Genomic DNA, 21,063 nt, shown 5'->3' with positions numbered 1-21,063 from the left:
GAATTTAGATGGTATATTAGTCACACGTTGAAACACAAAACTTAAATTCAAGGAGATCAATCATACATGACACCTTTAAAAACAATCTTATTTAGTACCACATTAACGGCCGCAACAGCTGCTGGCATCCTCTTCGCAGGCAACGGTCAAGCAAGTGCAGCCACAACTTACACTGTTACAACTGGTGATACCTTATCATCAATCTCAAATAAATTCGCTGGTAACAACGACTTAGTTGATTCAATCGCTAAGAACAACAGTATCTCAAATATCAACTTAATCTACGTTGGCGAACAACTAACGATTGATGCGGATACAACGGCCTCAACTACGACTCAAGCAGCCGCTACGACAACTCAAGCGCCAGTTGCCCAAACAACAACACCGGTCGCAACGACACAAACAGCGACACCAGTTCAAGCCGCAACGGTGACACCAGCTGCCACAACGCAAGCCTCAACAACGACAACCGCTACTGCCGCAACCACGAGCTCATCTAAAGAATGGATTGCGCAAAAGGAATCCGGTGGTTCATATACAGCCACTAACGGTCAATTAATCGGTCGTTACCAATTATCAGCGTCATATTTAAATGGTGACTATTCAGCTGCCAATCAAGAAAAAGTCGCTGATCAATACGTGACGAGCCGTTACGGTTCATGGGACGCAGCTAAGAGCTTCTGGTTAAGCAACGGTTGGTATTAAGCTTAAAGAATACCGACTTTTCAAAGTCAGCCCTTCATTTTGAGGGACTGACTTTTTTAATTGGCAACGATTGAGAGAAAGTGTACACTGAATAATATAGAGAGAATCAATTGCTGAGCCTTACGAATGAAATGATAGGGAGGCGTTAGAATGAAAATTGCATTAATTGCCCATGATCGTCAAAAGCCATTAATGATCAAATTAGTCACAGCGTACCAACCAATCTTAGCGCAACATGAATTGTTTGCGACCGGGACAACCGGGCAAAAAATTATTGAAGCGACTGGTTTATCCGTTAAACGGTTTAAATCGGGGCCACTTGGTGGCGATCAACAGATTGGCGCGTTAATTTCCGAAAATAAAATTGATCTCGTCATTTTCTTGCGAGATCCATTAGCGGCCCAACCGCACGAACCAGACGTTAACGCGTTAATTCGGTTGTCGGATGTTTACGAAGTCCCATTGGCGACCAATATCGGCACCGCGGAAGTCTTATTACGGGGACTCGATACCGGTTTATTAGATTTCCGAACAATCGTTCACGACCAAATTGATACACCGATTAATTTATAATTTCAAGAGACGCCATCAAAATTGTTGATGGCGTTTTTGAATTCTGTTGATTTTTGCGTATAATGGAAGTATTGATTCGGAGGGCTGATTTTGCAAAAAGAAATTTATTTTCATGATCGATTAGGCACGGCGGTTTTTTTAACCTTTATTGGTGGCTTTTTAGACGCCTACTGTGTCATCTTACGCGGTGGGGTTTTTGCGAGTGCCCAGACTGGTAATATTGTTTTTATTGGGTTAGATGTTGCGACGAGTCAATGGTCACAACTACCGGAGAAGATTTCACCGATTATTGCGTTTGCGATTGGGACGATCATTGTCCAAATTGCGAAACGGCATTTTAACATGAATGGGTTGAATGTTTGGCGACTATGGCTGTTGGCGATTCAAATTATCGCGTTAGTGGTCGTTGGCTTTTTACCCACGAGTGTGCCAAATATGTTGGTGACGACCATCTTAGCGATGTCGATGGCCATTCAATATTCAAGCTACGCGACGGTCAATGGTTATCCCTATGCCAATACGTTTACAACCGGTAATTATAAAAAATTAGTTGAGAACACTTATTTGTATTTTGAAACTAAGCAAAAAAAATACCAACAAAAAGCCCAGTATTTTGGACTGATTGTTGGTAGCTTCTTTGTTGGGACGATTAGTTCAGGTTTGTTCGTTAAATTTTTCAACGTGCGCACGGCCTGGATTGCTGCGGCCATGTTAACTATCTTTTTCGGGTTACAAGTCTACTTCACTGAAGAAGTGATTGTTGAAACTAAGAAAATGGCGTAATTACCGATAATGGTAGAGCCAGACTAGAATGCCAAAGTAGATTAAACAAACAAAAGCGCTGACCCAGCTGGCGATAATGATGATTGGGTGTGGAATTAACCAACGCATCGTCATTAGAAAGAGCGTTAGAATCAATGTTTTTAATAAACTAATTTTAACTTGGTTGAATTGCGGGTTATTCAAAAGAAAGATCCACTAAAAAGAGTTGACGGTCGCTGAGATGGGAGGTTGTAATCCAAACATCTTCGAAGCCGTCTTTTTGTTTCTCTTCCGTTTGACGGTAAAAAGAATCGAGTAGGTCATAATGACTTTGGACGTAATCGGGATCGATGCGGTTAACGTGTAGTCGCATTTCAGGAAATAGTTTTTCAACTTCCGGTAAGTCAGTTTGATCGTTGATGCCAAAGCGAATGACGTTCGCATATTGGAAGGGTTCAACCGTCACTTGGTCCGGATGGTCTTGAATATAAGTTAGAATCGTGGTTAAAGCAGACATTTAATCAATTCCTTTCTGAATTTAAAAAATAGTAAAGCCGGCCGTTAAATTATTAAGAATGTGCAAGGTAATCGTACTTTTAATATTTTGGTTGCGCACATAGACAATCGCTAGGACGAGGCCTAATAAAGCTTTTGATAAAAAATAAATAGGATCGGTTATCCCGTGCATCAGTCCAAATAAAAGGGCGCTACTAAGTATGCTGAACACGGGTCGTTTGGTAAAAAACCAATTCATTAAGAAGCCGCGGAATAATAGTTCTTCCATAATCGGGCCTAGAAAGACGATGTAGGGAATCATATAGAGGCCAAGTGTCTGGAGTAAGTCGGTCAGCGCTTCGACATTACCGTTACCAGTGGGTTGAATAAACGGGACCGTCAGATTATTAATCAGGATCATGGCCACAAATGCGATTAAGACTGTCCACCATTTTTGAGTGGTCATCCCGGTCGCGTAGCGCGGGTCCTTAATGGCTTGATAGCGACGCCACATGAACCAAGTAATCAGGATTGTTAAACCGAGAAACAACCAACCGACTAATGTCACGAGCTGCGGGGTGCGATTAGCTTTAGGTAAGGTGACAAAAATTCCGACAATTAGTAGGGGTAGTTGTTGTAATAGAATCAAACCGAACAACCCGAATAGCCGTTTGAGTTGCATCATTGGCAACACCTCCGTATAATAGTCATCATAGCATATTCTATCGGAATAGAACCGAGAGATTCCTCGAAAAAATAATTTAAAAAAGTTTTGAGAAAGATTGCCATTCCGAAAATCATATGCTATACTAATCAAGTAAACAATTTTGAGACGTAATTTGAGTTTTGAATAATCATTCCTCTGTTACCTATTAATAATTTTTTGCGACAATAATAAATATACATACTTTGATATGTAACAGGAGGAAACAACATGAACAACGGTACAGTAAAATGGTTTAATGCAGACAAAGGTTTTGGTTTTATCACTGGTGAAGACGGCAAAGACGTATTTGCTCATTTCTCAGCTATCCAAGGCGAAGGCTACAAATCATTAGATGAAGGCCAAGCAGTTTCATATGATGTAGAAGACAGCGACCGCGGTCCTCAAGCAACAAACATTGTTAAACTATAAGACTTTTAGACCCCGCCTAGCGGGGTTTTTTTATTGCTTTAAATGATAGTCAAAAAAGAGGCACCCAATTCTTAAAATTAAGATTGGGTGCCTCTTTCTGTGCAATAACTAGCGTTTGGCAGTACCTTGGCCAGCTAACGGTCGAACCGTTATTTCCTTAATGTCTAGTTTACGCTTTAACCGTTAGGTATTCAACCAGTTGCCCAAAAAGGTTGAAAAATGTGGTTAGTTTTAAATTGTGAGCGTACCAATCCTCATGGCGGTGGTAGCGATTGATTAAATCGAGGCCTTCTTGGTAACGATGGCGGCTCATTTTGGGGCTTTGTAATAATTGGTGAAGATAAAATAAGGAGACGAGATCGTTGATTTTTAAATCCGATAGGCGGTTAATGGGGATTGCCATTTGATGTGCAGCCAATTGAACGGCGCTCGAGGGGTGCCGTAAGAATTCTTTTTCAGAGAAAAGATTAATTAATAACGGATTACTGTGAGCACAAGCGTTGCGAATGTTTTTGCTATATTTTAAATAGGTATGGACTTTCCGAACAGATTTAGTTTGGGTGCGTTCTAAATAGAAATCGACAAACATCGATAGAGTGCCAAAGGTTGCGATTTCTAAAAAAGTCCAGATGGCGAGGTGGTCGCGGTGTTTCGTATACAAATCTTGCGAATAGCGATTTTTGCGGAGATACGTTAACGTTTGATCGTAGGCCGATTGATGATCCACTTTAAAATCTTGGACAATCTGGTAACCATCTTCAGCTGGATCATTCGCAATCAGATTTAACAACATGACTTTTAAACCGTGTTCGATGTCTAATGAGAGGTTTAGGAGGTAGTCACGTAGTTGCATATCGATTGACGCCAAATCAATTAGGTAGGCAAAATCAAGGTTTTCGTATTGGCCCGCCGTATTTTTCGGGAAATTACTGCGATAAGCCGTCACTTTGAAATAATAGTTAACTTTATTGAGAATCGTCGTGGCTTCGTTTTGCGAGATGGCCTCGAAGGTAATCCCTTTACTGCGCATGTGCGCAATTAATTCAGTCGAGTTGAGCATCGGTTTTAAAGATTGATTGGTCAAAACATCAGATCCTTTAGTTAATTTTAGAAAGCTTTGCTATTTAACCAATTCTACAGCGAGATAGTCGCGGGGTCAAAAGCAATGTAAGCGGTGTGATTAAAAGTCGTTCGTTAGATGATAGCGGTGTCAGTTGAAATCGCGTTAAACCGGCGATGACCAAGGCTTGCTAATTCATTAAAAATGTAATACAATGACAAAGCGTCATAAAAGTGACGAGTTGTCATTAACGTTAGAAAGGAGCATTTTAATGCCCAAAAAGACATTTTTTCGGTTACCAGCAGAAAAACAACAACGCTTGTTAGTTGCAGCGCACGCTGAATTTTCGCGCGTACCGTTTAACGAAGCCTCGGTCAGCAACATTATTAAGGCGGCTGGAATTCCGCGGGGGAGTTTTTATCAGTATTTTGAAGATAAGGCAGATATTTTCTTTTATGATCTGAATAAAATGCGGGATAGTTCTAAAGAAGACTTGAAGACGGCTATTTTAAGGGCCGATGGGGATTTATTTGCGGCGATGCGGATTTTCTTTAAAGCGATGGCCGAAGAAATTATTAATGGGGAAGATGCGCCTTTCTATAAGCATTTATTTTTGCATACCGATTATAAAGATCGGCGAAAAATGTCGCCAGAATTGAAACATAGTCATCATTCAGAAGGACTCACCTTTTTGATTGAGCACATTGATTACAGCTTATTAAAGTTTGATCGTGATCAGTCTGAAGAATTGGAGATTCTATTCCATCAATTAATGAATAATGTTTTTCAAGGCATTGCTTCATATTACATGCACCAAGATACGGAACAAGCACTGACCATTGAACAAGTTGAACACCGCTTTAATCTAGTGGTTGATTGGCTTGAAAATGGTGCCAGTGCACGGAAATAACAGGAAGAAGGCGTAGTACGCATGATTAAACTTGCAAAGAGTCGCATGTCCACTTGGGCGGTGCTAGGCGCGATAATCTTCATGATTATTCAAGTCGTCAGTAACCTGTATCTACCCAATTTAACATCAGATATTGTCAATAACGGGATTGCTAAAGGGGATATTGATTATATTTGGCAGACCGGTTTTAAAATGTTGGGATATTCATTAGTCAGTATCATTGCAGCGATTGCGAATGTTTTTTTAGCCGCTAAGACGTCTCAAAGTCTGGGTCAAAAATTACGTTCTGATATTTATCGCAAAGTCATTAATTTCTCACACGATGAAATGGATCAAGTTGGGACCTCTTCGTTGATTACGCGGACAACCAATGATGTGGTCCAAATTCAAAACGTGGCCATGATGTTCTTGCGAATGATGATTATGGCACCGATTATGTTAATCGGGGCTAGTTTCCTAGCGTATCAAAAAGATGCGCAGTTAACCTCGATTTTCGTCGTGGTTTTACCAATCATGGCGTTGTTCATCGGGATTGTGATGTATTTTGCCGTACCGCTTTTTAAAGCGATGCAAGAAAAAACCGATCGAATTAACTTAGTGTTCCGAGAAGGTTTAACGGGTGTGCGGGTAATCCGGGCTTTCCGGCGTGATCGATTTGAACAAGACCGGTTCGACGATGCCAATGATGATTACACGCATAATGCCAAGAAGGTTTACAGTATTATGGCCGTCATGGCACCGATTATGACGTTAATCATGAGCGGCACCAACATCGCCATCACTTGGATGGGTGGTCACTTGATCGCCAACCAAGCGATGCAAGTTGGGAATCTATTAGCGTTCATGACTTACGCGATGCAAATTTTGATGAGTTTCATGATGTTATCAATGGTCTTTGTTTTCATTCCACGGGCGCAAGCTTCAGCAGTCCGGATTAACGAAGTCTTAGATTTAGAAACACCCATTGTTAATCCAGACCAACCGGCTGATTTTAAGGATGAACCCGCTAATTTAGCCTTTAATCAAGTGAATTTCCGTTATCAAAATGCGGAACATTTAGCTCTGGAAAAGATTGATTTCAAAATGACGGCCGGTCAAACGGTCGCCGTGATTGGTGGGACGGGTTCTGGTAAAACGACGTTGGTCAATTTGATTCCGCGTTTTTACGATGTTGAATCAGGTGATGTGGTGGTTGATGGCTTAAACGTCAAAGACGTTACGTTGCATGATATTCATCAACAAGTCGCTTTCGTACCTCAAAAAGCGAATTTATTTACCGGGACGATTCGGGAAAATATGCAATACGGCAATCCAGACGCCACTGATGATCAGATTTGGCACGCTTTAAAAATTGCCCAATCTGACGATTTTGTCAGTGAATTACCGGATGGTTTAGACAGTTACGTTGAACAAGGTGGGGGTAACTTCTCCGGTGGGCAACGTCAACGTTTAGCGATTGCGCGTGCATTAGTTAAACGCGCGTCCATCTATGTCTTTGATGATTCCTTCTCAGCCTTAGATTTTAAAACAGATGCTAATTTACGAAAAGCCCTTAAACAAGATCCAGAAATCAAAAAGAGTGTCGTTGTAATTGTCGGTCAACGGGTTTCAACTGTGGCAGACGCGGATACGATTATCGTCTTGGATGAAGGTCAAATGGTCGGTAAGGGTTCACATACTGAATTAAAAGTCACTAACACGACCTATCAAGAAATTATTAATTCACAAATCAGAGAAGGAGATGAAGACTAATGGCAGCTAAACAACAACCAATGCGGCCCGGTGGTCGTGGTCCAGGTGGACACGGTCCGGGCGGGCTCGTTGAAAAGCCTAAGAATTTCTGGGGCACAACGAAACGTTTATTAACTTACATGTCGAGTCGAGTGATCGGCTTAGTGATTGTTTTAGCCTTAGCAATCATCTCAGTTGTTTTCCAAATTAGAACGCCTAAAGTTTTAGGGGAAGCAACGACTGAAATTTTTAAAGGGGTCATGAAAGGGAGTGCCATGCAAAAAGCTGGCATTTCAATGGATCAACTCCCAATCGATTTTGATAAGATTAAACAAATTATCATGACCGTCATTCTGATGTACCTCGCTTCAGCGCTTTTCAGTTTCTTACAACAATTCATCATGACCCGGATTTCACAACAAACGGTCTATGAATTACGTAAAGAATTAAAAGATAAAATGCAACGGGTGCCAATCAACTATTACGATACCCATTCAAACGGGGATATTATGAGTCGCGCGATTAACGATATGGATAATATTGCTAGTACGTTACAACAAAGTTTAACCCAAATGGTCACGAGTGCGGTGACGTTTGTCGGCGTCTTATGGATGATGTTGACGATTAGTTGGCAATTAACCTTGATTGCCTTGGTGACGATTCCGTTTAGTTTAATCGTTGTCGGCATTATTGCCCCTAAATCGCAAAAATTCTTTGCCGCGCAACAAAAGAGTTTGGGTCTATTGAATAACCAAATTGAAGAAAATTTCTCAGGCCAAGTCGTGTTGAAAACGTTTAATCGCGAACAAGTTACGATTGATATGTTTGAAGAACAAAATGAACAACTCTATAAAGCCGCTTGGAAAGCCCAATTTATTTCTGGGATTATCATGCCAGCGATGACGTTTGTCAATAACTTAGGTTACGTCTTTGTCGCCATTATCGGTGGGATTCGCGTTTCCAACGGTCAAGTCACGTTAGGGGATATGCAAGCGTTCATGCAATATACGCAACAATTCTCCCAACCGATTTCTCAATTAGCCAATTTAGCCAACACGATTCAATCCACAATCGCTTCAGCTGAACGGGTTTTTGAAGTCTTAGATGAAGCCGATATGACGGACGAACCATCCGGTGTACCAGCTGTTCAAGATGATGTGAATAAATTAGAATTAGAACACGTTGAATTCGGTTATCAAGGCAAAGAAATCTTGATGCAAGATTACAACTTAAAAGTCAAACCGGGTCAAATGATCGCGATTGTCGGCCCAACTGGTGCGGGTAAAACAACGATTATTAACTTGTTAGAACGCTTCTACGACGTTAGTGGCGGTTCAATTAAGTTAGACGGCGTCGATACGCGTGATATGAGTCGCGATGAATTACGCAGTCACTTTGCGATGGTCTTACAAGATACTTGGTTATTCACGGGGACGATTTGGGATAACTTGAAGTATGGTAATGAAACGGCGTCAGACGAAGCGATTTTAGCCGCTGCTGAAGCGGCCCATGTCGATAGTTTTGTCCGTCAATTACCAGATGGTTATCAAACAATCTTGAACGAAGAAGCATCGAATATCTCACAAGGTCAACGTCAATTATTGACGATTGCGCGGGCGTTTGTGGCTAATCCTGAAATTTTAATTTTGGATGAAGCCACTAGTTCCGTCGATACACGGACTGAAATTCACATTCAACACGCCATGGAACGCCTTTTGGCTAACCGGACGAGTTTCGTAGTCGCCCATCGTTTATCAACGATTCGCGATGCCGACAACATCATTGTGATGAATCACGGTTCGATTATGGAAACTGGGACACATGATGATTTGATGGGTCAAAATGGGTTCTATGCTGATCTCTATAACAGTCAGTTCTCAGGTAATGTTAAAATCTAATTTTTAAAGCAAACAGCCGCGCGGCAACGCAACGCTGTTTTTTTATTTGCACATTTTGAAGCTTTGCGTGATACTAACAGTAATCAGAAAAGAAGGTGAGCCAATGCGCTTTAATCAAACAGCCGCTCAAATCGACGCTTTAGTAACGGATCAAATTGTCCCCGGCGTCTCGTACGCGTTAATCGACGGCCTCGATTGTCAACAGACAGTCGTGGGGGACGCCCAAAAGGTGCCGGTCACGAAACCACTACTACCGGATCAACTATACGATTTAGCGTCATTAACCAAAGTGATTGGGACGACGACATTGACGTTACGGTTATTGGAACATAGCCAATTGGCGCTCAACACGAAAGTTTGCCGAATTTTACCAGCCTTCAAGGATCGCCGAGTAACGGTCTTACATTTATTAACCCACACATCCGGCTTAGAGGGCTACATTCCCAATCGGAATCAGTTATCCGCCAAGGAGTTGAAACAGGCATTATTGACGCAACTGACGGTCGGTCCGAATTTTGAGAAAAAGGTCGTCTATACCGACATTGGCCTATTATATCTCGGTTGGATGATTGAAGCGATTTGTCAAAAGCCCATTCAAGATTTGATTCAGGAACAAATTTTAACCCCGCTCGGCCTCAACGACAGTACGTTTGCACCTGATCGCCAACTGGCCGTACCGACTGAATTAACGGCTGAACGGGGCTTGATACAGGGGGTTGTTCATGATCCTAAAAGTTATACGCTCCAGAATCATAGTGGGGCAGCGGGCTTATTTGCACCGTTAAAAGACGTCGTCCGCTTCGCCCAATTCCAACTCGGCCAATTAACAGTCGAACACGCACCCATTACTCAGGGCAGTGTTCAAGCGTTATATCGGGATTGGACACCGGCCCATCTGCACCGGTCGTTAGGTTGGAATTTACGCTTTGATGTCCGGAACCAACACCCGCTGATTTACCATACTGGTTTTACCGGGACGTTCATGTTACTGGATCGTGCGCGTCAAACAGGGATGGTGGTCTTAACCAATCGTATTCATCCAACGGCCGATAATCCAGTCTTTCTGGAACGGCGCGACCAAATTGTCCAACAATTTTTACAGGAGAATCATTAAAGCGGTCACAAATTATCTGCTTATCCGCTTTCATTTGTGGTAAAATAGAAACCATTAATAATAAAAGTGCATTAGGAGTGATTGAATTGACAGAACCGTTATTTCTAAAACCAGTCTTTCAAGAAAAAATTTGGGGTGGGCGCAAGCTTGCTGAAGAATTCGATTATGAATTACCCGCCGGTGATATCGGTGAATGTTGGGCGATTTCAGCCCATCCACACGGCCCTAGTACCATTGAAAATGGTCCCTTAAAAGGGCTAACTTTGGATCAAGCTTGGGCCCAACATCGCGACTATTTCGGCAATGCCAAGGGTGAAGTTTTCCCATTATTGACGAAGATTCTGGATGCTGAAGCCAGCTTATCTGTTCAGGTCCATCCCGATGATGCTTATGCAGCCGCTCATGAAGGCCCAACTGAACTCGGTAAAACTGAATGTTGGTATATTCTAGATGCTGAACCCGGTGCGTATTTAATTTATGGTCATTACGCTAAAACGGAATCCGAATTAGCCGATATGATTCATCAAGGCCAATGGGACCAATTATTGCGGAAAGTTCCGGTTAAAACTGGTGACTTCTTCTACGTCCCAAGCGGCACAATTCACGCGTTAAATAAGGGGATTATGGCCCTAGAAACCCAACAAAGTAGTGATACGACTTATCGGTTATACGATTATGATCGGGTCGATGCTAAGACGGGTGAAAAACGTGAATTACATTTACAACAATCAATTGATACGACGACGGTGCCGCATCACGATCCAGAATTAAACATTCAAACCAAACAAGTCGGGGCTTCAACGATTACGACTTACGTACAACCACCAATGTCACCATTTTTCAGTGTTTATCAATGGTTGGTCAAAGATCAATTGCATTTTGATCGGACGAACGCACCTTATACGTTAGTCTCCGTGGTTGACGGCGCTGGTGAATTAGTGGTTGATGGACAAGTTTATCCCATTCATAAAAACATGCATTTTGTTTTACCATTTGCGATTAAAGCTTGGGATTTACGTGGGGACATGCAAATTATTGCCTCTGAACCCGGTGAATCAACTAAATAATATAACGTAAAAACCGGTTAATCTGATTCAGATTAACCGGTTTTTTTAGGTTGATTATTTTGAAGAATGATTAATCTGCATGAGTTGATACAACCACTGACCAACGACAATCAGTAACCCCAATGTGTACAAATAGTTGGTCAGCATCAACCAAAATTGAACGTGACCTGACAGCATGATGGCTAAGAAAAGCCAGGCCATAACAGCGATAAAAACCGCTGTTAGTTGGCAGAGCCGACTGATTAAGGCATTGATGTTCATCAGCATCGTATTGAATCGGGATTGAATGGCTGTGCTTGTCAAGATTAAAAAGATGGCGACTAACGCAAACATCACTAATAAAGCGGTACTACGGAGAAAAGGGTGGTTTTGATTAGCGATTGTCGTCGTAATTTGACCATTAAAATCGACATGCATCGGTAGTCGCGAACTAAGATGGCCTTGTTCGGCGACTAGGATACTCAATTGAATGATGGTGTTTAGTAGCAGTATCTTGATGGTTCTGGCCTGCGTTGTCAAATGAACCGCCTTCTAACGATTTATTTTTTGTGTGAATTAAAATCAATTATTTTAGTGTCATCTGGTGGTGTCTGAAGTCGCTTTTGAAGATAGTCGATTATTGATTGGGGGTCATCTAAATCGACATCCGCGAAGTGCATTTCCATGATTAACGGAGTCAGAGGTAAATCATCCATTGATTGTTTAAAAACATCGGTTGCGATTAATTCAAAAATATCATTAGTTTGTTCGTCGGAAATATACTTGGCAGTGAACATGAATTCAATGAAAAGACAAAGGCCATCATGCAAGAAAGGGAGGGCACCTTCTGTCGACTCAATTTTCTCAAGTAGATTGGCCACCTGGTTACCGGTCCAATCTTCAGGTAATACTTCATATTCTTTGAACATATCGAGTATAAAATCATTCATCAATGCAAAGTAGGCGTTCGGGTCATCAGTATCAAGTGCCATAGCTGATTCTGATTTTAAAAATTCATCGGACCAGTTTTGTTGAAAGTTTAATAGTTTCTGGATAGGTTCCCCGAATGCAGAAAAATCATGAGTTGAAATACGATTATAACGCATTGATTGGGCGTTTTTTTCAAGGGTTGTGGTTAACAGAGTGGCTTTATCGGCTTGAATTAGATTTTCTTTAGCGAGATAGGCAATAAAAGCGCGTAATACGGGTGCTTGGGCGATGACTTGTTTATTATCTAAGACGAGACTATTACTGAATTCACTGAGCATCAGCTTTTTCAGTCGAGTAGGTGTCAATTTAACCAGTAATTTTGGGTTATCGATTTCGTAAAAGTGGTTAAACCGATCTAGAATCGCAGCCGCAAATTTTTGTTGATTAGGCGTTAAGCGGTCATATTTTTTGGAATTCAAGAAGGCTTCAATTATTTGTAAATTAGTTTTAGTCATTGGCTTTAATCTCCTATTGTTTATTTAGAGAATAGCATATACTGGTTAAGATAGCTTTCATTTTAGTAAAAAAATAGTGATAAGGTGAAATAATGAATCAAATTGAACAGATTGAAAAATACGTTAAAGTGCAGTTAGCGACTGAACACAGTGGGCATGGTTTTGATCACATTCAGCGGGTGGTCCGCAATGCACGTTTAATCTGCCAACAAATTCCAACAGCGGATGGGACGTTGGTTGAAATGGCGGCGCTGTTACACGATGTGATCGATGAAAAAGTGGTCGTTGATGTTGAACAAGCCCGCCAAGCGATGGTGGCGCAGTTAACCGTCATTGGTGTATCAGTTACGCGGCAGCAAGCGATTCTGACGATTATCGAGCATATGTCGTTTGTTAAAAATATCGACCAACAACAAGTATTATCGCTCGAAGGGCAAATTGTCCAAGACGCGGACCGGTTAGACGCAATTGGTGCGATTGGTATTGGTCGGACCTTTATGTACGGTGGTGCACATTCGGGGGTGGCTTATGATCCGCAGATTGAACCGCGGGCCGAATTAACCGCCACCAACTACCGGGAACCGACGACAGTCATTAATCATTTTTATGAAAAGTTATTTAAGTTGGCGGCGACCATGAATACGCCAGTCGCTAAAGCACTGGCAACGAAAAGAACCCAAGTCATGCAAGATTTTGTGACGGAGTATTTAGCGGAGTGGCAAGGGGAACGTTAGAAAATGAAAAGGGTGTTTGACATAAGTATTCTGATTTTAAATGAATATTCTTCGTCGACGCGCGCCAGAACTCATCAATTTCCGTTCAAATCAAAAAATCCGATTATCCCTAAATTCAGGATAATCGGATTTTTCAACTTGGTACTCAATTGATAACGTGCCAACACCCACTGATTCCTGTACTTAGCGACGTTTCGCAAACAAGTCCATAACCCGGACTTATTCACAAAACTAGGCTAATGCTCAGAATCAAACCGTGGGTGTGGGCACTCAATCAATAACCGAGTTCTGTCACAGCTTGTTTATTTTTAAGCCAACGTTGGTTCACTCGTTAGCCAGTCATTTTGTAAGAGTTCGTGGGTTCTTTTTTGAAGTGGTAACCATAATTCAGCCCGGAGGATGTTGATTAACGATTCCCAGAAAAGACGGTCGGTTTTTTGTTGTTCGGTAATATGTAATTCAATCACTTGGCCGTTTTCAGTCGTGGCCCAAACTTTATCATGGCTTTCAATGCTTTTGATTTTAACGGATTCAATATTTTGCGTTTGTACTAACATAGTCAATCGCTCCTTCTTGATGATAAGTTCAGTATAGCGACTAACTATTACCAAAGTATTGTCGTTTTATGAATAATAAATGCATTTTTTCTTCAGAAAAGGTTAAGAACTTGATTAAACATTAAATCATGGTTTGAATCAGGCTAGCGGTTTCTTCGATTGAACGATCAGCCACGTTGATGACGGTTGCCCCTAACGTATCAAAGAGTTGTTGTGCATAAGCAAGTTCATCGCTAACGCTGGTGGCGGCGGAATAATTGGTCGTCTGGGGTAGGCCAAGGGTCGCAAGGCGTTCGGTGCGAATTTTGAGTAGTGTTTGGAGTGGCATCGTGAGGCCGATAATTTTATGCGTGGGGACTTTAAAAAGTTCCTTGGGTAAGGGGACGCCGGGAATTAAGGGCAAGTTGGCAACCCGGTAATTTTGATTGGCCAAGTACATACTCAATGGGGTTTTAGACGTTCTGGAGACCCCTAATAAAACGATATCGGCTTCTAATAAGCCTCGTGGTTCTTTACCGTCATCGTAACGAACGGCAAACTCCATGGCGCTAATCCGGTGGAAATAGTGTTCGTCTAATTTACGTAAGGAGCCTGGTGTTTCTAAAGAATCGGTTTGGCTCCGGTCACTAATCGCGGTCGTTAGGGATGATAATAGGTCGATGAGGGTTAAATTGTGCGCTTGGCAGAATTCGGTAACCGATTGTTGTAAGGGCCGATTGACTAAAGTCGTGACAATAATGGCCTGTTCCTGTTGGGCGTCTTTTAGAATCGGCACCAATGTTGATTGATCGGTGACGAATGGGAAGCGTTGGATTTTTAGAGGAACTGATTGGGGAAATTGAGCGGCGACGGCTGACACGACAGAGCGAGCAGTTTCGCCGATTGAATCTGAAATCATAAAAATTGGAATCGCTGACATTTTGAAAACCTCCAAGCAAGCTTAGTTTTGAATGTGTAATCCTTCTTCGATAAAGTAGCGCATAATGATTGATTTTGTGATCTTACCAATCACGGTCACGCCGTCCGGTTCGACAATCGGTAGCGAATCGACTTGGTGGGCGATTAATCGTTGGCCGGCTTGTAGAATCGTTTTGTGTTCAGTCATCGTGACGATGTTGGGCATGCGGGTCATAATCATGGCCACCGGGGTCGTGCTGGTATTAGTGGCGTTAATCGTTGCGCGTAGCAGATCTTTACGCGAGAGAACGCCCAATAATTTCTGCTGTTGGTCAACAACGTATAAAGAACCGACATCGTGCATGAAAAGTTGCGTGACGGCTTCATCAATGGTCGTCGCTTGTTGAATCAATAACGGGGGGATCATCAATTGATCGACCGTTGCCTGATACAGATGATCGGCGAGTAATGGGGCGACCTCTTGACCGACGTAAAAATAACCAACTTTCGGACGTGCATCAAGAATGCCAGTCATCGTTAAGATCGCGAGGTCGTTACGCAAAGTCGCGCGCGATAAATTAAGTTGTCCGGCAATTTTAGTGCCACTAATCGGTTGATCGTTTTGGACGATTTGAATAATTTGCTTTTGACGCGCTGATAATTCCATAATGACTCCTTTGATTAAACCGATTTCAATAAGACTATTATAAAATAGCGACAACCTATTTGCAATCAAAATCGGATAATAGTGTGGCTTATTTAATTTAATGTGACATACTATTGACTTTTAATGTGTCACACTATATGCTGTTGGTGTTCAATAAAATATTGGAGGCTATCACAATGCAATATATTTATGCTTTTGCTGAAGATCAAACATTAACCAATACTGAATTAGGCGGCAAAGGGGCAAATCTAGCCGAGATGACGCGCTTAGGTTTACCCGTACCAGCCGGCTTTACGATTACGACGGCGGCTTGCCAACGTTATTTGACAAATGGTCAAGCAGAATGTGACTTTTTAAAAGACGACTTAATGAAAGCGGTTCAACAATTAGAAGCAACAACGCACCGTCAATTGGGTAATCCAGAACAACCCTTACTAGTTTCGGTTCGGAGTGGGGCACCGATTTCGATGCCAGGGATGATGGATACCGTTTTGAACTTAGGGCTCAACGACCAAACTGTGGAAGGTCTTGCGAAGCAAACGCATAATCCGTGGTTTGCATATGACTGTTACCGGCGATTAATTCAAATGTTCGGCGATGTGGTTTACGGAATTGATAAATCAATTTTTGAAGCCGAATTGACGGCTTTAAAACGCGCCAAACAGGTTGCCAGTGATACTGATTTGACACTGGCCGATTTAAAACAATTGATTCAAACTTATCAAACGCTCTATCAGAACGCAGATGATGCGCAATTTCCACAATCGGTAACGGCACAGTTAAATCTGGCGGTCGAAGCGGTCTTTAAATCATGGTTAAATCCAAGGGCCAAAACTTATCGGCGGTTACACCAAATTGATGCGGCGATGGGTACGGCCGTTAATATTCAGCAAATGGTTTTCGGTAATTATCAGGGGCAAAGTGGCACGGGTGTGGCGTTTACCCGGAACCCCGCAACGGGTGAACCAGGTTTGTTTGGTGAATATCTGTTAAATGCGCAAGGCGAAGACGTGGTCGCGGGCATTCGAACGCCAGAACCGATTGCCACGCTAAAAGCGCAATTACCAACGATTTACGAGCAATTCAAAACATTGGCGAATCAACTTGAACGTCATTATCAAGATATGCAAGATATGGAATTTACGATTGAAGCCGGGCATTTGTATGTATTGCAAACCCGAATTGGCAAACGAACGCCCCAAGCGGCTTTTAAGATTGCACTAGATTTAGTCAATGAAGGCTTAATTGACCGTCAAACAGCCATCTTGCGGTTAAAACCAGCGATGATTGAAGGCCTTTTGCATCCGGTATTTGATCCGCAAGCACTGAAGCAAGCACCATTGTTATTAACGGGGTTACCCGCTAGTCCAGGGGCGGCGACTGGTGCAATTTATTTTGATGCGCAACAAGCACAAGTGGCGCACGAAGCCGGTGAAAAAGTTATTCTGGTTCGTCAAGAAACTTCACCGGAAGATATCGACGGGATGGTCGTCAGTCAAGCGATTGTCACGAGTCGTGGGGGCATGACATCCCACGCAGCAGTCGTTGCCCGGGGCATGGGTTGTTGTTGTGTCGTTGGTTGTGCGCAACTGAGTGTCGATACTGATCAGAAACAAGCGGATTTTAATGGTCAGTTATTAAAAGAAGGCGCGATTATTTCGGTTGATGGTCACACTGGTCGAATCTATTTAGGCGCATTAGGCCAACAAACTGGCAAGCAACAAGCCGCTCTGAATACGATTCTCGATTGGTGTGATGCGGAGGCGCCAATTGATGTTTGGGCCAACGCTGAAACCCCGAAGGAAGTAGCAACGGCCTTTGAATTTGGGGCTAAAGGTTTGGGATTAGTCCGGACTGAGCACATGTTTTTCGGACCAGAACGGCTTTTCAAGATGCGCGAGATGATTCTAGCAGATCAATTAAGTAATCGCCAAATCGCGTTAGCGGCGTTAAAAGAACTCCAATTAGCCGATTTTAAAGCGATTTTTGAATTGGCACAAGACCGACCATGCACGATTCGGTTGTTGGATCCACCGTTACATGAATTCCTGCCACAAGCGACGGCTGACCAAGTAGCTTTAGCAACGGTGCTACAAATTAGTCCGGCGGAGATTAAACGCCGGATTGCGGCGAAGGTCGAAGTCAATCCAATGTTGGGTCATCGGGGGAGTCGACTCGCAGTGACTTATCCTGAAATCTATCAAATGCAGGTCTTGGCGATTATCGAAAGTGCATTGGCGGTCCAAGTTGAACAAGGGCACGCGGTAGCGCCTAAAATTATGCTGCCATTAATCGGCACTGCGGCTGAAATGCAGTTGTTGAAACAACAATTAACCGCAACAATCGATACTTTCCTAGCGCAACAAGCTCAAACGATTGCGTATCAGATTGGGACGATGATTGAAGTGCCACGCGCTTGTTTAGTCGCGGATCAAATTGCGGCTTCAGCTGATTTCTTTAGTTTCGGGACCAACGATTTAACCCAGATGACGTTTGGTTTTTCGCGGGATGATATCGGCCATTTTATTGGAGCGTATCAAGAGCAAGCAATTCTAACGAAAGATCCATTCCAAACATTAGACCAAGATGGTGTCGGTGCGTTGATGCGAATCGCGATTCAAAAGGGCCGGCAAACGAAACCTGAATTATCGATTGGGGTTTGTGGGGAAGTCGGTGGTGATCCATCTTCCATCGCCTTTTGTCAGGCACTCGGCGTTGATTACGTCTCGTGTTCGCCATATCGGGTGCCTAGTGCGCGCTTGGCGGCCGCACAAGTTGCATTGCAAACCCGCGTTTAGTAGACAGATTTCTTTACAGCTTTTGGGTCAAGTTGATAAGCTCGTTTTAAATGAGGTGATCAAATGACCAATCAAGTTAGGGGTCAGCAGTATCGGTTTACGATTTTAACGGAACGCTTATTGCGGATGGAATATTCAGCTGACGGTCAGTTTGAAGACCGAACAACTCAGATGGTGCAAAATCGCGAGTTTACGGAAGTGCCTTATCAAGTTTTGACGGCTCATAATCATTTTGAAGTTGAAATTATCACGAATTATTATCATTTGTATTACAAAGGGGGACCGTTTGCGGCCGATACGTTATATATCGATGTGAATTACCGCTATTCGGATTATCATAATCGGTGGCATTTTGGTGAATCGGTTGAAAATTTGGGCGGCACCGTGCGGACTTTGGACAAGGCTGACGGCGTGATACCGTTAGCACCTGGGATTATGGCCTACAATGGTTTTGCGGCAATTGATGATTCGGCAAGTTTTATTTTAGAACAGGATTACTTTAAACCACGCGATGTTGGGACAACGGATTGGTATTATTTTGCATACGGACACGATTTTCAAAAAGCGTTGCAGGATTATTATCGCTTAACCGGGCCAACACCACTGCTACCGCGTTACGCTTTAGGTAATTGGTGGAGCCGTTATTGGGCTTATAGCGAGCGAAGTTTGACTGAGTTACTCAATCATTTCGATCGGGACGGCTTGCCGTTTAGTGTTGTGACGTTGGATATGGATTGGCATCTCACCGATATTCCAAAACGGTTTGGTTCTGGTTGGACGGGTTATACGTGGAATCAAGCGTTGTTTAGCGATCCCGCCCATTTTTTAGCGGCACTGCACGCTAGAGGTTTGAAAGTCACTTTGAATGTTCATCCGGCAGCGGGCATTCGGGCCTATGAAGCCGTCTATCCAGTGGTCGCTCAAAAATTAGGGTTGGATCAAAGCAATGAAGAACCGGCCTTGTTTGATTTGAATCAAGCGGCTTTTCGAGCGACTTACTTTCAAGATGTGCATCAACCACTTGAAGAGATGGGCGTTGATTTCTGGTGGTTGGATTGGCAACAAGGCGGTAACTTAGGGGTTCGGGATGTCGATCCATTATGGTTATTAAATCATTACCATTATCGGGATAGTGCGGACAAGCACCATGGCGAAGGGTTGATCTTATCACGCTATGCTGGACCCGGCAGTCATCGCTATCCGATTGGTTTTTCGGGGGATACGTATATTTCGTGGGCCGCTTTAGCATTTCAACCGTATTTCACAGCGACGGCCGCCAACATTGGCTACACGTGGTGGAGTCACGATATTGGCGGGCATATGGGTGGCATTCGCGACGATGAATTGGCGTTGCGTTGGTTACAATTGGGCGTTTTTAGCCCCATCATGCGTTTGCATAGTGCCAACAATCCGTTTAATGGTAAAGAACCGTGGCGCTATAAAAATTTCGCCGCAACCAACATGGTTCGTTTCTTAAGGTTACGGCACGAATTGTTACCCTATTTAGACAGCGCGAACTACCAAACGCATGCCGCGGGGGTCCCGCTGGTCAAACCGATGTATTATACCTATGATCAGCCATTGGCCTTTAAAAATCAGCATCAATATTTATTCGGAACGGAATTATTGGTCGCGCCAGTCGTCACGCCAAAATTACGTCATTTAGATCAAAGTCAGGTCCGCGTTTGGTTGCCAAAAGGCATGTGGTTTGATTTCTTTAACGGGTTAAAATACGGTGGTGATACAACACTGAGTGTCTTCCGGGATGAAACGCGGATTCCGGTGTTTGCCAAAGCTGGGGCGATTGTGCCGTTGAATCCGAACTACATGGCGGATGTCAATCAACTACCGGAAGTCTTAAAAGTGTTAATTTTCCCGGGGGCGAGTAACGAATACGTCTTATATGAACATCTAGACGGACAAGTGGCGCGCACGCATTTTATCTTTGATTGGTTGAATAAGGAATTGACCATTCGGGTCGTTGATCCAGGTCAGATTATTCCCGAAAAGCGGCATTTTCAATGTCAATTCCGCGGTGTTAATGATTTCGAACCAGCCATTAAAAGTGGGAGCGGCAATGTCACACCAATTGAACTCGTTGAAAATGATAAAGCGTTTATCTATTCCTGTGCTGAATCGCGGCAATCACAAGTCACATTTAGTCTGCATCGTTTACGGATTATGCCCCAACGGCGATTAGTGGTCGATCGTTTATTCAATAAGTTGAATCAGGCACAAATTGAATACGATTTGAAGAACGAAATCTGGACGCAGTTTTTGAAAGCGCCGGATAAAATTCGCTTCATCAACTTTTTAAACACGTTGGCCGATCATGATTTAGCGAAGATGTTGTATGAATTGGTGTATATTTTATAAATTTTTAACGCGCGCCATCACTCATCAATTTCCGTTCAAATCAAAAAAACGAGTATCCTAAATTGAACTGAACCCCAATCGTTGGAGAAATCCAATGATTGGGGTTTTATTATGTTCTCAAAAGAAATTAAACTGAAGGCAGTCAATGAATTACTGCGGG

The 21,063-nt window shown here is 42.9% G+C and carries 21 protein-coding genes; 12 read left to right on the top strand and 9 right to left on the bottom strand.

Going from position 1 to position 21,063, the window contains the following annotated elements; translation table 11 throughout:
- Positions 1–66: 66 nt before the first annotated feature.
- From apf to LFUMFP_RS06800, 3 genes are all read left to right on the top strand, one after another.
- Positions 67–705 carry an aggregation-promoting factor gene (gene apf, locus LFUMFP_RS06810; protein WP_025083182.1) on the top strand — a complete coding sequence of 213 codons (639 nt, stop codon included), beginning with the start codon at positions 67–69 and terminating at the stop codon, positions 703–705.
- Between the two features lie 150 nt (positions 706–855).
- Positions 856–1,278 (top strand): methylglyoxal synthase, encoded by a 423-nt coding sequence (mgsA, locus tag LFUMFP_RS06805; RefSeq protein WP_025083183.1) that lies wholly within the window; start codon positions 856–858, stop codon positions 1,276–1,278.
- A 90-nt stretch (positions 1,279–1,368) separates the two neighbouring features.
- Positions 1,369–2,061, top strand: coding sequence for a YoaK family protein (locus LFUMFP_RS06800; RefSeq protein ID WP_025083184.1), 693 nt, complete (start codon positions 1,369–1,371; stop codon positions 2,059–2,061).
- Here the strand turns inward: LFUMFP_RS06800 and LFUMFP_RS06795 are convergent, their stop codons facing one another.
- The 3 genes from LFUMFP_RS06795 to LFUMFP_RS06785 are packed head-to-tail and all read right to left on the bottom strand — an operon-like array spanning position 2,062 to position 3,220.
- A complete protein-coding gene (locus LFUMFP_RS06795) occupies positions 2,062–2,244 on the bottom strand; it encodes a hypothetical protein (RefSeq protein WP_025083185.1) in 183 nt (60 codons plus the stop codon).
- Positions 2,237–2,557, bottom strand: coding sequence for a hypothetical protein (locus tag LFUMFP_RS06790; protein WP_025083186.1), 321 nt, complete (start codon positions 2,555–2,557; stop codon positions 2,237–2,239). Before LFUMFP_RS06790 ends, LFUMFP_RS06795 begins: the two co-directional genes overlap by 8 nt.
- A gap of 21 nt (positions 2,558–2,578) precedes the next feature.
- The gene (locus LFUMFP_RS06785) at positions 2,579–3,220 is read right to left on the bottom strand and encodes a CPBP family intramembrane glutamic endopeptidase (RefSeq protein WP_233210631.1); all 642 of its coding nucleotides are present in this window, start codon (positions 3,218–3,220) and stop codon (positions 2,579–2,581) included.
- A 249-nt stretch (positions 3,221–3,469) separates the two neighbouring features.
- Here LFUMFP_RS06785 and LFUMFP_RS06780 point away from each other — a divergent pair, with 249 nt between their 5' ends.
- Entirely contained in the window at positions 3,470–3,670 is a 201-nt protein-coding gene (locus tag LFUMFP_RS06780) for a cold-shock protein (protein ID WP_025083187.1), read from the top strand.
- Between the two features lie 169 nt (positions 3,671–3,839).
- Here the strand turns inward: LFUMFP_RS06780 and LFUMFP_RS06775 are convergent, their stop codons facing one another.
- Positions 3,840–4,754 carry an Abi family protein gene (locus tag LFUMFP_RS06775; protein ID WP_233210630.1) on the bottom strand — a complete coding sequence of 305 codons (915 nt, stop codon included), beginning with the start codon at positions 4,752–4,754 and terminating at the stop codon, positions 3,840–3,842.
- Positions 4,755–5,001: 247 nt separating this feature from the next.
- On the opposite strand from LFUMFP_RS06775, the gene LFUMFP_RS06770 reads away from it, so the two are divergent.
- From LFUMFP_RS06770 to manA, 5 genes are all read left to right on the top strand, one after another.
- On the top strand, positions 5,002–5,640 hold the full coding sequence (locus LFUMFP_RS06770) for a TetR/AcrR family transcriptional regulator (RefSeq protein WP_025083189.1): 639 nt from the start codon (positions 5,002–5,004) through the stop codon (positions 5,638–5,640).
- A 21-nt stretch (positions 5,641–5,661) separates the two neighbouring features.
- The gene (locus tag LFUMFP_RS06765) at positions 5,662–7,392 is read left to right on the top strand and encodes an ABC transporter ATP-binding protein (RefSeq protein WP_106483314.1); all 1,731 of its coding nucleotides are present in this window, start codon (positions 5,662–5,664) and stop codon (positions 7,390–7,392) included.
- Entirely contained in the window at positions 7,392–9,269 is a 1,878-nt protein-coding gene (locus LFUMFP_RS06760; protein ID WP_106483313.1) for an ABC transporter ATP-binding protein, read from the top strand. Before LFUMFP_RS06765 ends, LFUMFP_RS06760 begins: the two co-directional genes overlap by 1 nt.
- 103 nt (positions 9,270–9,372) lie before the next feature.
- The gene (locus LFUMFP_RS06755) at positions 9,373–10,383 is read left to right on the top strand and encodes a serine hydrolase domain-containing protein (protein ID WP_106483312.1); all 1,011 of its coding nucleotides are present in this window, start codon (positions 9,373–9,375) and stop codon (positions 10,381–10,383) included.
- An 86-nt stretch (positions 10,384–10,469) separates the two neighbouring features.
- Positions 10,470–11,450 (top strand): mannose-6-phosphate isomerase, class I, encoded by a 981-nt coding sequence (gene manA / locus LFUMFP_RS06750; RefSeq protein ID WP_106483311.1) that lies wholly within the window; start codon positions 10,470–10,472, stop codon positions 11,448–11,450.
- A gap of 54 nt (positions 11,451–11,504) precedes the next feature.
- On the opposite strand, the gene LFUMFP_RS06745 is transcribed toward manA, so the two are convergent.
- Together LFUMFP_RS06745 and LFUMFP_RS06740 are read right to left on the bottom strand one after the other, a co-directional pair.
- Positions 11,505–11,969 carry a hypothetical protein gene (locus LFUMFP_RS06745; protein WP_106483310.1) on the bottom strand — a complete coding sequence of 155 codons (465 nt, stop codon included), beginning with the start codon at positions 11,967–11,969 and terminating at the stop codon, positions 11,505–11,507.
- Between the two features lie 20 nt (positions 11,970–11,989).
- Positions 11,990–12,874, bottom strand: coding sequence for a hypothetical protein (locus LFUMFP_RS06740; RefSeq protein WP_106483309.1), 885 nt, complete (start codon positions 12,872–12,874; stop codon positions 11,990–11,992).
- A 92-nt stretch (positions 12,875–12,966) separates the two neighbouring features.
- On the opposite strand from LFUMFP_RS06740, the gene LFUMFP_RS06735 reads away from it, so the two are divergent.
- Positions 12,967–13,608, top strand: coding sequence for an HD domain-containing protein (locus LFUMFP_RS06735; RefSeq protein ID WP_106483308.1), 642 nt, complete (start codon positions 12,967–12,969; stop codon positions 13,606–13,608).
- A gap of 308 nt (positions 13,609–13,916) precedes the next feature.
- Here LFUMFP_RS06735 and LFUMFP_RS06730 read toward each other — a convergent pair whose 3' ends face one another.
- The 3 genes from LFUMFP_RS06730 to LFUMFP_RS06720 all read right to left on the bottom strand — a co-directional run bounded on the left by LFUMFP_RS06730 (position 13,917) and on the right by LFUMFP_RS06720 (position 15,729).
- Positions 13,917–14,165: a hypothetical protein gene (locus tag LFUMFP_RS06730; RefSeq protein WP_025083199.1), complete on the bottom strand. Its 249-nt coding sequence runs from the start codon at positions 14,163–14,165 to the stop codon at positions 13,917–13,919.
- Between the two features lie 121 nt (positions 14,166–14,286).
- Positions 14,287–15,084, bottom strand: a complete 798-nt coding sequence (locus LFUMFP_RS06725) for a pyruvate, water dikinase regulatory protein (RefSeq protein WP_106483307.1) — start codon at positions 15,082–15,084, stop codon at positions 14,287–14,289.
- A gap of 21 nt (positions 15,085–15,105) precedes the next feature.
- Positions 15,106–15,729, bottom strand: a complete 624-nt coding sequence (locus LFUMFP_RS06720; RefSeq protein ID WP_025083201.1) for a transcriptional regulator CcpN — start codon at positions 15,727–15,729, stop codon at positions 15,106–15,108.
- A 176-nt stretch (positions 15,730–15,905) separates the two neighbouring features.
- Between LFUMFP_RS06720 and ppdK the strand changes: the two genes are divergently transcribed.
- Positions 15,906–18,527 carry a pyruvate, phosphate dikinase gene (gene ppdK, locus LFUMFP_RS06715; protein WP_106483306.1) on the top strand — a complete coding sequence of 874 codons (2,622 nt, stop codon included), beginning with the start codon at positions 15,906–15,908 and terminating at the stop codon, positions 18,525–18,527.
- 63 nt (positions 18,528–18,590) lie between these two features.
- Entirely contained in the window at positions 18,591–20,903 is a 2,313-nt protein-coding gene (locus LFUMFP_RS06710) for a glycoside hydrolase family 31 protein (protein WP_106483305.1), read from the top strand.
- Positions 20,904–21,063: the final 160 nt, after the last annotated feature.

The organism is Latilactobacillus fuchuensis (assembly GCF_900258455.1).
Classification (GTDB): Bacteria; Bacillota; Bacilli; order Lactobacillales; family Lactobacillaceae; genus Latilactobacillus; species Latilactobacillus fuchuensis.
The sequence above is the reverse complement of the archived record's forward strand: the minus strand, read 5'-3'. Positions and strand labels throughout refer to the sequence as shown.

What these genes read in the sequence shown, in the direction of transcription:
- LFUMFP_RS06770 (WP_025083189.1), top strand. Translation starts at nt 5,002, where the DNA reads ATGCCCAAAAAGACATTTTTTCGGTTACCAGCAGAAAAACAACAACGC.
- ppdK (WP_106483306.1), top strand. Translation starts at nt 15,906, where the DNA reads ATGCAATATATTTATGCTTTTGCTGAAGATCAAACATTAACCAATACT.
- LFUMFP_RS06790 (WP_025083186.1), bottom strand. Translation starts at nt 2,557, where the DNA reads ATGTCTGCTTTAACCACGATTCTAACTTATATTCAAGACCATCCGGAC.
- LFUMFP_RS06760 (WP_106483313.1), top strand. Translation starts at nt 7,392, where the DNA reads ATGGCAGCTAAACAACAACCAATGCGGCCCGGTGGTCGTGGTCCAGGT.
- mgsA (WP_025083183.1), top strand. Translation starts at nt 856, where the DNA reads ATGAAAATTGCATTAATTGCCCATGATCGTCAAAAGCCATTAATGATC.
- LFUMFP_RS06755 (WP_106483312.1), top strand. Translation starts at nt 9,373, where the DNA reads ATGCGCTTTAATCAAACAGCCGCTCAAATCGACGCTTTAGTAACGGAT.
- LFUMFP_RS06780 (WP_025083187.1), top strand. Translation starts at nt 3,470, where the DNA reads ATGAACAACGGTACAGTAAAATGGTTTAATGCAGACAAAGGTTTTGGT.
- LFUMFP_RS06720 (WP_025083201.1), bottom strand. Translation starts at nt 15,729, where the DNA reads ATGGAATTATCAGCGCGTCAAAAGCAAATTATTCAAATCGTCCAAAAC.
- LFUMFP_RS06735 (WP_106483308.1), top strand. Translation starts at nt 12,967, where the DNA reads ATGAATCAAATTGAACAGATTGAAAAATACGTTAAAGTGCAGTTAGCG.
- LFUMFP_RS06765 (WP_106483314.1), top strand. Translation starts at nt 5,662, where the DNA reads ATGATTAAACTTGCAAAGAGTCGCATGTCCACTTGGGCGGTGCTAGGC.
- LFUMFP_RS06785 (WP_233210631.1), bottom strand. Translation starts at nt 3,220, where the DNA reads ATGATGCAACTCAAACGGCTATTCGGGTTGTTCGGTTTGATTCTATTA.
- LFUMFP_RS06725 (WP_106483307.1), bottom strand. Translation starts at nt 15,084, where the DNA reads ATGTCAGCGATTCCAATTTTTATGATTTCAGATTCAATCGGCGAAACT.
- LFUMFP_RS06740 (WP_106483309.1), bottom strand. Translation starts at nt 12,874, where the DNA reads ATGACTAAAACTAATTTACAAATAATTGAAGCCTTCTTGAATTCCAAA.
- apf (WP_025083182.1), top strand. Translation starts at nt 67, where the DNA reads ATGACACCTTTAAAAACAATCTTATTTAGTACCACATTAACGGCCGCA.
- LFUMFP_RS06730 (WP_025083199.1), bottom strand. Translation starts at nt 14,165, where the DNA reads ATGTTAGTACAAACGCAAAATATTGAATCCGTTAAAATCAAAAGCATT.
- LFUMFP_RS06710 (WP_106483305.1), top strand. Translation starts at nt 18,591, where the DNA reads ATGACCAATCAAGTTAGGGGTCAGCAGTATCGGTTTACGATTTTAACG.